The sequence below is a fragment of the Streptomyces olivaceus genome (genome assembly GCF_000721235.1).
GTDB classification, from domain to species: Bacteria; Actinomycetota; Actinomycetes; order Streptomycetales; family Streptomycetaceae; genus Streptomyces; species Streptomyces olivaceus.
Window position 1 is genome coordinate 173,213 of record NZ_JOFH01000013.1, and the last position, 12,665, is coordinate 185,877.

3 protein-coding genes are annotated in these 12,665 nt (G+C 76.3%); all 3 read left to right on the plus strand.

The window, feature by feature from the left end; genetic code table 11:
* Positions 1 to 58 precede the first annotated feature (58 nt).
* On the plus strand, positions 59 to 5,380 hold the full coding sequence (locus IG94_RS0115930) for a type I polyketide synthase (protein WP_428837407.1): 5,322 nt from the start codon (positions 59 to 61) through the stop codon (positions 5,378 to 5,380).
* A gap of 8 nt (positions 5,381 to 5,388) precedes the next feature.
* Complete coding sequence (locus tag IG94_RS0115940) at positions 5,389 to 12,015, plus strand: type I polyketide synthase (RefSeq protein ID WP_052410709.1); 6,627 nt, start codon at positions 5,389 to 5,391, stop codon at positions 12,013 to 12,015.
* Positions 12,016 to 12,038: 23 nt separating this feature from the next.
* Positions 12,039 to 12,665: beta-ketoacyl synthase N-terminal-like domain-containing protein (locus tag IG94_RS0115945; protein ID WP_428837408.1), on the plus strand; the 627-nt coding region annotated here is incomplete at its 3' end.

The following is a 12,665-nucleotide window of genomic DNA, read 5'->3' on the forward strand; positions in this document are numbered from 1 at the left end:
AGGAGAGGGACCACCGGCCATGGCCGACGACAAGCTCCGTGACTACCTGAAGCGGGTGGTGGCCGACGCCCGGCGGCTGCAGAAGCGCGTCCGGGACCTGGAGGCCGAACGCACCGAGCCGATCGCGATCGTGGGCATGGCGTGCCGGCTGCCGGGAGGTGTCGCCTCGCCCGAGGACCTGTGGGACCTCGTGACGGCCGGCCGCGACGGCATCAGCGGATTCCCCACCGACCGCGGCTGGGACCTCGACGCGCTGTTCGACGCCGACCCGGACCGCCCCGGCACCAGCTACGTACGGGAGGGCGGCTTCCTGCACGACGCCGGCCGGTTCGACGCGGGACTGTTCGGCATCTCACCGCGTGAGGCGTTGGCCATGGACCCGCAGCAGCGGCTGATGCTGGAAGCGTCCTGGGAAGCCCTGGAACGGGCCGGAATCGACCCGCGGTCGCTCGCCGGCGCGGACGTCGGAGTGTTCAGCGGGTACTGCGGGCACGACTACGGCACCGACCTGCCCGAGGTGCCGGACTCCCTGCAGGGTTTCATGATGACCGCCGACGCGGGCAGCGTGCTGTCCGGCCGGATCGCCTACACGCTGGGCCTGGAGGGCCCGGCCGTCACGATCGACACGGCGTGCTCGTCGTCCCTGGTGGCGCTGCACCTGGCCGTGCGGGCCCTGCGGGACGGCGACTGCGCCATGGCGCTGGCCGGCGGGGTGACCGTGATGGCCACCCCGAGGGCGTTCGTGGGCTTCGCCCGGCAGCGGGGACTGGCCGCCGACGCCCGCTGCAAGGCGTTCGCGGCCGGCGCGGACGGCACGATCTTCGCCGAGGGCGTCGGCGTACTGGTGGTGGAGCGGCTGTCCGACGCTCGGCGGGCGGGGCACGACGTGCTCGCGGTGGTGCGGGGCACGGCCGTGAACCAGGACGGCGCGTCCAACGGGCTGACCGCGCCGAGCGGTCCGTCGCAGCAGCGGGTGATCCGCCGGGCGCTGGACGACGCGGTCCTCGCCCCGGCGGACGTCGACGTGGTCGAGGCGCACGGCACCGGGACGGCACTCGGCGACCCCATCGAGGCACAGGCACTGCTGGCCACCTACGGACAGGGCCGCACCCGTCCGCTGCTCCTCGGCTCGCTGAAGTCCAACATCGGCCACACCCAGGGCGCCGCGGGCGTGGCCGGGGTCATCAAGACGGTGCTGGCCATGCGGCACGGCGTCGTGCCGCGCACCCTCCACGCCGACGAGCCGACGCCGCACGTCGACTGGAGCGCGGGCGCGGTGGAACTGGCCGTCCGCCCGCAGCCGTGGCCCTCGACCGGGCAGCCGCGCCGGGCGGCGGTCTCCGGCTTCGGCGTGAGCGGCACCAACGCGCACGTGATCCTGGAACAGGCCCCGGCGACCGGCGCCGCGGAACCGCAGGCCGAGCCGGACCGCACCGTCCTTGTCCTCTCGGGACACGGGAGCCGGGCGCTGCGGGCCCAGGCCGGCCGGCTCTCCGCCCGGCTGCGGGACTCGGCGGCGCCGACCGGTGAGGTGGCCCGGACCCTGGCGCTCGGCCGGGCGGCGCTGCCGCAGCGCGCGGTCGTACTGGCCCGGGGGCGCGACGACGCGCTGTCCGCGCTGGACGCCCTGGCGGGGGGCGCCGGCCATCCGGCCGTCGTGACCGGCGAGACCGCCCGCGGCCGGCTGGCCATGGTCTTCCCCGGCCAGGGAGCGCAGCGGGCCGGCATGGGCCGGGACCTGTACGAGCGGTACCCGGTGTTCCGGCAGGCGTTCGACGAGATCTGCGGGGAACTGGACCGGCGGCTCGGCACGGACGTCCGGGACGTCGTGTTCGGCGACGCGGGCGAGCTGATCGGGCGGACCGTGTTCGCCCAGGCGTCGCTGTTCGCGCTGGGGGTCGGCCTGCTGCGGCTGTGGGAGTCGTTCGGCGTACGGCCCGACGTGGTCGCCGGCCACTCGGTCGGGGAGGTGGCCGCGGCGCACGCGGCCGGCGTGCTGTCCCTCGCCGACGCGATCACGCTGGTCGCGGCCCGCGGCCGGTTGATGGAGGCGCTGCCCCCGGGCGGCCTGATGGTGTCGGTGCGCGCGCCGGAACCGGTGGTGCGGGCGGCGCTGGTGCCCGGCGCGGACGTGGCCGCGGTCAACGGGCCGTCGTCGGTGGTGGTCTCCGGCGACGAGCGCGCGGTGTCGCGGGTCGCCGACGAACTGGCGGCCGCGGGCCACAAGACGAAGCGGCTCACCGTGTCGCACGCCTTCCACTCCGCGCGGATGGAACCGATGCTGGCCGAGTTCCGGGACGCCGTGTCGGCGCTGGAGTTCGCGCCGCCGCGCCTGCCGTTCGTGTCGACGGTGACCGGCACGGTCCTGGAGGAGGCCGGCGCCGAGTACTGGGTGCGGCAGGCGCGGGACACCGTCCGGTACGCCGACGCCGTCGGGGCCCTGGCCGGCCGCGAGGTGCGGACGGTGCTCGAACTGGGCCCGGACGGCACCCTGTCGGCACTGGGCCGGGACTGCTCGCCGGACGAGCGGATCGCGTTCGTGCCGAGCCTGCACCGCGACGGCGACGTCCTCCGGGCGGTCGCCGCGGGGCACGTGCGCGGCCTCGCCGTCGACTGGCGGGTGCTGCTCGGGGACGGCCCGGCCCACGCCGACCTGCCGACCTACGCCTTCCAGCACGAGAACTACTGGCTGTCCGGCGACCACGGCGACCACGGCGGCCCCTCGGCCACCGGCCATCCGCTGCTCGGCACCTTCGTCGACCTGCCCGGCACCGGCGGCGCCGTGTTCGCCTCCCGGTTCTCGGCGCGGTCGCAGCCGTGGCTGGCCGACCACGTCGTCGGCGGCGAAGTCCTGCTGCCCGGCGCCGCCATGGTCGACCTCGCGCTAAGGGCCGGCGACGAACTCGGCTGCGGCGCGGTCGAGGAGCTGGTGATCGAGGCCCCGGTCGTGCTGCCCGCCGACGGGGCGCTGGAGCTGCGCGTGAGCGTGGGCGAGGCCGGGGACGACGGCCGCCGGGCGGTCGGCGTGCACACCAGGCCGGACACCGACGGCGCGCCCTGGACCCGGCACGCGCACGGCACCGTACGGCAGCGGCCGCAGGCCCCGGACCTCTCGTTCGCAGCGTGGCCGCCGGACGGCGCGGTCGCCGCCGACCCCGCCGACCTGGACAGCCTGTACGACGACCTCGGCAGCGCCGGCTACCGCTACGGGCCGGTGTTCCAGGGCGTCCGCGCCGTGTGGACCCTGGACGACGCGGTGTACGCGGAGCTGTCGCTGCCGGCCGACCACCACGACCGTGCGGCTTCGTTCGGGCTCCACCCCGCCCTGCTCGACACGGCCCTGCACGCCGCGGCCTTCCTCGACCGCGCCGGGCTGGCGTCCCGCCGGACGACGCTGCCGTTCGCCTGGCGCGACGTCGCCCTGTACGCGCGGGGGGCGACGGCGCTCCGCGTCCGGGTCACGGCCGGCGGCCCCGACGTACTGCGGCTCGACCTCGCCGACGGCGACGGCAGGCCGGTGGCGTCGGTCGGTTCGCTGCTGTCGCGGCCGGCCGCCGGCCAGGTCGGTGCCGCCCGGGTGCGGGACGCCCTGTTCCGCGAGACCTGGCCCGTCCTGGAGGCCGCGCCCGCCGCGCCGGTCACCGCCGTCCCGGTGGCGACCGCCGCCGACGTGCGGCGGCTGAACGGCGACGAGGTGGCCGCGCTTGCGGTGCCCGGGACCGGCGACGTCCGGGAGCTGACCGCCCGGGTCCTGGCCGTACTCACCGCGTGGCTGGAGCTGCCGCCGGCCGACTCGGCCCGCCTGGTCGTGACGACGCGCGGCGCGGTCGCCGTCGACCCGGCCGACGCCCCCGACCCGGCCGGGGCGGCGGTGTGGGGGCTGGTCGGCTCCGCGCAGGCCGAGAACCCGGGCCGCATCGTGCTGGTCGACTCCGACGGCTCCCTCGACGCGCCGTCCCTGCCGTCCCTGCCGTCCCTGCCGGACACGGACGAGGCGCAGCTGGCGGTCAGGTCCGGGCGCGTGCACCGGCGCCGTCTGGTCCGCGCCGAGCCCGCGAGTCCGTTCGCGGCGGACCCGGCCGGGACGGTGCTGATCACCGGCGCCGGATCGCTCGGCGGCACCGTGGCGCGCCACCTCGTCACCGCACACGGCGTACGGAACGTGGTGCTGGCCGGCCGCCGGGGCGGAGCCGCCGACCTCGTCGCCGAACTGACCGCTCTGGGGGCCACGGCCCGCACGGTCGCGTGCGACGTGGCGGACCGCGAGGCGACCGCACGGCTGCTGGCCACGATCGAGCCGCCGCCGGCCCTGGTCGTGCACACCGCCGGTGTCCTGGACGACGGCGTGGTGACGGCGATGACACCCGAGCGGCTCGACACCGTACTGCGGCCGAAGGCCGACGCCGCCGTCGTCCTGCGCGAACTCCTGCCCGCGGACGCGAAGCTGGTCCTGTTCTCCTCCGCCGCCGGGCTGTTCGGCAGCCCCGGCCAGGCCAACTACGCGGCGGCCAACTCCTACCTGGACGCGTTCGCGCGCCGGCAGCACGCCGCCGGCCGGCCGACCGTGGCCCTCGCCTGGGGCATGTGGGCGCAGCGCGGCGGCATGACGGCCGCGCTCGACGACACCGACCGGGCCAGGCTGGCCCGCGGCGGCGCGGCAGCCCTGACCGCACCCGAGGGCATGGCGCTCTTCGACGCCGCCCTGGGCGCCGCCGAACCGGTGCTGGTGCCGATGAAGGTGGACCTCGCGGTGCTGCGGGCCCAGGCGTCCGCCGGCACCGTGCCCGGCCTGCTGCGCGACCTGGTGCCCCCGCCGCGGGACCGGACGGAACCCGTGCGCGCCGACGGCCCCGCCGACCGCCTGGCCGACCGGCTGGCCGCCGCCACCGGCGCCGACCGGTCCAAGCTGCTCCTCGACGTGGTGCGCAGGGAGGCCGCGGCGGTGCTGGGCCACACCTCGCCCGCCGCGATCGCGCCGGACCAGGTGTTCACCGACATCGGCTTCGACTCGCTGTCCGCGGTGGAGCTGCGGGACCGGCTGGCCGCGCGCACCGGACTGCGCCTGCCCGCCTCCTTCGCCTTCGACCACCCGACACCGTCGGAACTGGTCGAACACCTCAGCGGTCGGCTCGGCGGCGGCCACGACGACGACCGGGTGCTGGCCGAGCTGGCCCGGCTGGAGTCGGCGGTGGCCGACGCCGGACCGGACGGCCCGCCCACCGGTCTCGGGACGCGGCTGCGGGCGCTGCTGGCCCGGGTCGAGACCGCCGCGCCCGCACCGGCGGGCGACGTGGCCGCCCGCCTGGAGTCGGCGTCCGCTGCCGACGTCCTGGCCTTCATCGACGACGAGTTCGGCCCGGAAGACCCCGAGGGAGAGTGACCGGAGCAGTGGACAGTCAGAACACGGCCGGCGGTGACGAGCGGCTGGTCAAGTACCTCAAGCGGGTGACCGCCGACCTGCACCGGACCAGGGAGCGGCTGGCGCGGGCGACGGCGGAGCGGTCCGAGCCGATCGCCGTCGTGGGCATGTCCTGCCGGCTGCCCGGCGGCGTCGCCTCGCCGGAGGACCTGTGGGACCTGGTCGCCGGCGGCCGGGACGCCGTCACGGCGTTCCCGGACAACCGCGGCTGGGACCTGGACTCCCTCTTCCATCCCGACCCGGACCACCCCGGCACCAGCTACGTGCGGGCCGGCGGCTTCCTCCACGACGCCGACCGGTTCGACCCCGGCTTCTTCGGGATCTCGCCGCGTGAGGCACTCGCGATGGACCCGCAGCAGCGGCTGATGCTGGAGGTCTCCTGGGAGGCGTTCGAACGGGCCGGTATCGACCCGACGACGCTGCGCGGCACGGACGTCGGCGTCTACTGCGGTGCCCTCAACCAGGACTACGCGACGCGGCTGGACACCGTGCCCGAGGGGGTCGAAGGGCACCTGGTGACCGGCGGCGCCGGCAGTGTGCTCTCCGGGCGCGTGTCGTACGTGCTGGGCCTGGAGGGCCCGGCGGTCACGGTCGACACCGCCTGCTCGTCGTCGCTGGTGACGCTGCACCTGGCGGCGCAGGCGCTGCGCGACGGCGAGTGCTCGATGGCGCTGGCGGGCGGCGTGACCGTGATGTCCACGTCCTGGGCGTTCGTGGGAGTCTCCCGGCAGCGCGGCATGGCCGAGGACGGGCGGTGCAAGTCGTTCTCCAGCGACGCCGACGGCACCGGTCTGGCCGAGGGGGCCGGCGTACTGCTGCTGGAACGGCTGTCCGAGGCCGAGCGGCTGGGGCATCCGGTGCTGGCGGTGGTGCGCGGCTCGGCGGTCAACCAGGACGGCGCGTCCAACGGGCTGACCGCGCCGAGCGGTTCGTCGCAGCAGCGGGTGATCCTGAAGGCGCTGGAGGCGGCCGGGCTCGCGCCGTCCGACGTGGACGTGGTGGAGGCGCACGGCACCGGCACCGCGTTGGGCGACCCCATCGAGGCGCAGGCCCTGCTGGCCACCTACGGCCAGGGCCGGCCGGCGGACCGCCCGCTGTGGCTGGGTTCGCTGAAGTCCAACATCGGCCACACGCAGGCCGCCGCCGGGGTGGCGGGCGTGATCAAGACGGTGCAGGCGATACGGCACGCGCAGCTGCCGCCGACGCTGAACGTCGCCGAACCGACCGGGCAGGTCGACTGGTCGGCCGGCGCGGTGGAACTGCTCACCTCGGGCCGGGACTGGCCCGAGGGGGCCGGGCCGCGTCGCGGGGCGGTGTCGGGCTTCGGGGTCAGCGGCACCAACGCGCACGTGATCATCGAGCAGGCGCCGCCCGCTCCCGACCCCGCCGGGGACGCGGACGCCCTCGACCCGGAGGCCGTGGGCGGCGGCATCGTGCCCCTGGTGGTGACCGGCCGCGGTACGGCCGGCCGTACCGCCCGCGCCGCCCAACTGGCCGCCTGGCTGACCGACGGACCCGAGCAGCCGGTCGGCGACGTCGCGCGGGCCCTGATCCACAACGTCGCGGTGCTGCCGGACCGGGCGGTGGTGCTCGCCGGGGGCGGGCCGGGCACGCCCGGGGCGGGCGAGGGCGCCGAGGACACCCCCGGTGCCGGTCGCGGTGCCAGTGCCGCTGCCGGGCCCGCCGTGTCCGGCGCGGAGGGGGTGGGCGCATCCGCGCTGACCGGGACCGCTGTGGACGGGCCGGCCGCGTCCGCCGTGGACGGGCTCGTCGCGCTGGCCGGTGACCGGGCCGCCGCCGGTGTGGTCCGGGGCGACGGGCCGCTGCTCACCGGCGACGTGGCGTTCGTCTTCCCCGGGCAGGGCTCGCAGTGGCTGGGCATGGGCGCCGAACTCCTCGCGTCCTCGCCGGTGTTCGCCGCCGCCATGGCGGAGTGCGACGCGGCACTCGGCGACTACGTGGACTGGTCCGTGATCGACGTGATCCGCCAGGACCCGGCCGCCCCCGACCCGAACCTCATCGAGGTCGTACAGCCGTCGCTGTTCGCCGTGCACGTGTCGCTGGCCGCTCTGTGGCAGCACGTCGGCGTCCGGCCGGCCGCGGTGGTCGGGCACAGCCAGGGCGAGATCGCCGCCGCCGTGGTCTCCGGCGCGCTGTCGCTGTCCGACGGCGCCCGCGTCATCGTGGCCCGCAGCGCGCTGCTGGCCGAGGAACTGCTGGGCAAGGGTGCGATGGCGTGGATCGGCACGTCCGCCGACGACGTCGAGGATCGCCTGGCGCAGTGGGCCGACCGGCTGTCGGTCGCCGGCCGCAACTCGCCCCGCGCGGTCACCGTGGTCGGCGAGACCGAGGCGCTGCACGAACTCGTGGCCGGCTGCGAGGCCGACGGCATCCGCACCCGGATCGTCGGCTCGTCGGTGGCGTCGCACTGCGCGCAGATCGAACCGCTGCGCGACCGGCTGCTGGCGATGTTCGACGAGGTGACCCCGAGGGCGGCGCGGGTGCCGTTCTACTCCTCGGTCACCGGCACGGTGATCGACACCACCGGCATGGACGCGGAGTACTGGTACCGCAACGCCCGCGAGCCGGTCGACCTGGAAGCGGCCGTGCGCGCCCTGCTCGCCGACGGCTACGCCTTCTTCGTGGAGCTCAGCGCGCACCCGGTGCTCACGGTGCCGGTGCAGGAGACCGCGGAGGCGGTCGGCGCGGACGTCGCCGCCGTCGGTTCGCTGCGCCGCGACGACGGCGGCCCCCGGCGGTTCCTCACCTCCATGGCCGAGGGCTTCGTGCGCGGCCTGCCGGTCGACTGGTCCGTGCTGTTCGACGCCGGCCGCAGGGCCCACGTCGAGCTGCCGACCTACCCGTTCCAGCAGCAGCGCTACTGGCTGGCCGGCGGCGAGGCGACCGGAGACGTCGGCCGCCTCGGACTCGGCGGTGCCGAACACCCGCTCCTCGGCGCGGTGGCCGAGGTGCCGGAGTCCGGCGGTGTGCTGGTGACGTCGCGGCTGTCGCTGCGGTCGCAGCCGTGGCTGGCGGATCACGCCGCGGCGGGCACGGTGCTGCTGCCGGGCGCGGCGTTCCTGGAGCTGGTGGTGCGCGCCGGCGACGAGGTGGGGTGCGGCGCCGTCGAGGAACTGGTCGTGGAGGCCCCGCTGAGGCTGCCGCCGACCGGCGCGGTGCAGGTCCGGATCGGTGTCGGGGAGGCGGACGGCTCCGGGGCCCGCCCGGTGAGTCTTCACGCCCGTGCCGAGGACGCCGGCCCCGGCGCGCCGTGGACCCGGCACGTGCACGGCACCCTGACCGCTTCCCCGCCCGCCGCCGACTTCTCGTTCGCACACTGGCCGCCGGCCGGGGCGACCCCGGTCGACGAGGACCGCCTGGCCGGTTTCTACGACCGGTTGGCCGCCGCCGGATTCGGCTACGGCCCGGCGTTCCGCGGCCTGCGCGCCGCCTGGCTGGCCGGTGACGACATCTGGGCCGAGGTCGAGCTGCCCGAGGAGCAGCAGGCCGACGCCGCGCGGTTCGGGCTGCACCCGGCGTTGCTGGACGCGGCCCTGCACGCCGGCCTGTTCGCCGCCGGCGACGAGCCGGAGCTGGCGCTGCCGTTCGCGTACCGGGGTGTGTCGCTGCACGCGCAGGGCGCGTCGGCGCTGCGGGTGCGCCTCAGCCCCACCGGCGACGACTCGGTCCGCGTGCAGGTGGCGGACGGCTCCGGGGCACCGGTGGCGTCGGTGTCGTCCCTGGTGTCCCGGGCGGTCGAACCCGCCCGGTTCGCCGACAGCCCGACCGGTGACCAGGTGTTCCTGATCGACTGGGAGGAGTACGCCCCGCCCACCCCCGCCCCGACCGCCCCCGCGGCGGCCCGGCCCACGCCGGTGACGACCGCCGCGGACCTGTCCGCGCCGACCGGCGGTGTCCTGCTCCACGACGTGCTCCCGGAGCCCGGCCCGGCGGCAGAGGCGGCCCGGGACCTCACCGCCCGGGTCCTGGAGGTGCTCCAGCAGTGGCTGGCCGACCCGGCGTTGAGCGAGAGCCGCCTGGTGGTCCGTACGAGCGGAGCCGTGCGGGTCCGGGACGGCGAGACGCCGGACCCGGCGCTGGCGGCGGTGTGGGGCCTGGTCGGCGCCGCGCAGTCGGAGCACCCGGACCGGATCGTGCTGGTCGACAGCGACGGCTCGCCGGCGTCGGACGCCGTGCTGCCGTCCCTCCTGGACGCGGACGAACCGCAGTGCGCCGTGCGGGACGGGGTGTGCTTCCTGCGCCGCCTGACCCGCGCCGACGCCGCCGGGACGGTGCTCCCGCCGGCCGGTGAGCCGACCTGGCGGCTGGACACCCGCACCACGGGCACGCTGGAGGGGCTCGCCCTCGTGCCCGCGCCGGAGGCGGCCCGCCCGCTGGAGGAGGGCCAGGTGCGGGTGGCGGTCCGCGCCGCCGGCATGAACTTCCGCGACGTGCTGATGGCGCTGGGGATGTTCCCCGGCAAGATCGACATCTGCCACGAGGGCGCCGGTGTGGTCACCGAGGTCGGACCCGGCGTGCCCGACCTCGCCCCCGGCGACCGGGTGATGGGCGTCTTCCCGGGGGCGGGCGGCCCGGTCGCCGTGGCCGAGCGGTTCGCGCTGGCCCGGATGCCCGCCGGCTGGACCTTCGAGCAGGCCGCCGCGGTGCCCGCCGTCTACCTCACGGCGTACTACGCCTTCACGGACCTCATCGACCTCCGCCCGGGCCAGTCGGTGCTGGTGCACGCCGCCGCCGGCGGCGTCGGCATGGCGGCGGTCCAGCTGGCCCACCACTTCGGCGCCGAGGTCTACGGGACCGCGAGCCCGGCCAAGTGGCCGGCGGCGCTCGCCGCCGGCGTGCCGGAGGGCCGCCTGGCCAACTCCCGCACCCTGGACTTCGAGCGGCAGTTCCTGGACATGACCGACGGCCGGGGCTTCGACGTGGTCCTCGACGCCCTCACCGGGGAGTTCGTGGACGCCTCGCTGCGACTGCTGCCCCGCGGCGGCCAGTTCCTGGAGATGGGCAAGAACGACGCCCGCGACCCCGAGGACGTCGCCGCGCGGTACCCGGGCGTGACGTACCGGGTCTTCGACATCGCGGAGGCCCGCGGTGCCCGCCTGCAGCGGCTGCTGGAGGAACTCCTCGAGCTCTTCGACCGGGGCGTGCTCACGCCGCTGCCGGTGACCACCTGGGACATCCGGCAGGCACCGGCCGCCTTCCGGTACATGGCGCAGGCCCTGCACGTCGGCAAGAACGTGTTCACGCTGCCGAGGAACCTCGACCCCGACGGCACGGTCCTGGTCACCGGCGGCACCGGCACCCTGGGCGCGATGCTGGCCCGGCACCTGGTCGGCGCGCACGGCGTGCGCAACCTCGTGCTGACCGGACGGCGGGGACCGGCGGCCGAGGGCGCCGCCGAACTGGCGGCGGAACTGACCGGAATGGGCGCGCGGGTGCGGATCGTGGCCTGCGACAGCGCCGACCGGTCGGCACTGGCCGCCGTGCTGGCGTCGATACCGGAGAAGGCGCCGCTGACGGCGGTGCTGCACGCGGCCGTCGTACTCGACGACGGCGTGGTCACGTCGCTGACCCCCGAGCGGCTGACCGCCGTACTGCGGCCGAAGATCGACGCGGCGGTCCACCTGCACGAGCTGACCAAGGACCTGGACCTGGCCGCCTTCGTGCTGTTCTCCTCCGGGTCCGGCGTGTTCGGCAACGCCGGCCAGGGCAACTACGCGGCGGCCAACGCCTTCCTGGACGCCTTCGCCCAGTGGCGGCGCGCACAGGGCCTGCCGGCGGTGTCGCTGGCCTGGGGGCTGTGGGCGCAGAGCGTGTCGGCCGGCGCGGCGGCGCACCTCGGCGAGACGGACCGCGAACGGATGGCCCGCGGTGGCGTCGTGGGCCTGTCGGCCGAGGAGGGCACGGCACTGTTCGACGCCACCCTGCACGCGCCGCACCCCGTGGTGCTGCCGATGAAGCTCGACTTCACGGCACTGCGGGCCGAGGCGGCCGACGGCTCCGTGCCCCCGCTGCTGCGCCGGCTCGTCCGGCAGGGCCGGCGGACCGCGCGGGCCGGGGGAGGCTCGGACGCGCTGGCGGAGCGGCTGGCCCGGGCCGGCGCCGCGGACCAGGAGCAGATCCTGCTCGACCTGGTGCGCCAGGAGGCGGCGGCGGTGCTCGGCCACTCCTCGGCCGCCGCGGTGCGGCCGGACCTGGCGTTCAAGGAGGTCGGCTTCGACTCGCTGACCTCGGTCGAGCTGCGCAACCGGCTCGCCAACCGCAGCGGCCTGCGGCTGCCGGCGACGCTGACCTTCGACAACCCGACGCCCACGGCGCTGGCCGGCTACCTGCGGTCGGTGCTGTGCCCGGAAGGGGGGCCCGCACCGGACGACGGGCCCGGGGTGCCGGAGGCGGAGCTGCGCCGGGTGCTGGCGACGGCTCCGCTCGACCGGCTGCGGGACCTGGGAGTGCTCGACGCCGTCCGTCCCCTGCTGGACGACGCGGTCGAGGGACCGGCCGACGGCGCCGCCGAGGCGCTCGCGGGCATGGACGTGGACGACCTGGTGGCCAGGGCGATGAGCAAGGCGGGGAAATGACACGGACGACGGACACCGAGGTGGTGGAGGCCCTGCGGGCCTCCCTGATCGAGAACGACCGGCTGGAGCGGGAGAACCTCAGCATCCGCGCCGCGAGCACGGCCCCGATCGCCATCGTGGGCATGGCCTGCCGGCTGCCCGGCGGCGTCGGCTCGCCGGAGGAGCTGTGGGAGATGGTCGCCGGCGGCGGGGAGGGCGTCTCCGAGTTCCCCACCGACCGCGGCTGGGACCTGGACAACCTGTTCCACCCGGACCCGGAGCACCCGGGCACCAGTTACGCGCGGGCCGGCGGCTTCCTGCACGAGGCGGGTGAGTTCGACGCGGCCTTCTTCGGGATCTCGCCGCGCGAGGCGCTCGCCATGGACCCGCAGCAGCGGCTGATGCTGGAGATCTCCTGGGAGGCGTTCGAGCACGCCGGCGTGGACCCGCTGTCCCAGCGGGGCCGTGACGTGGGCGTGTTCACCGGAGTCACCCACCACAGCTACGCCAGTGGCCTCCAGCCGGTGCCCGAGGAACTGGAAGCGGTGATGGGCACCGGCGTCTCGGCGAGTGTGCTGTCCGGGCGGGTGTCGTACACGCTGGGGTTCGAGGGTCCGTCGGTGGCGGTGGACACGGCGTGTTCGTCGTCGCTGGTGGCGCTGCACCTGGCG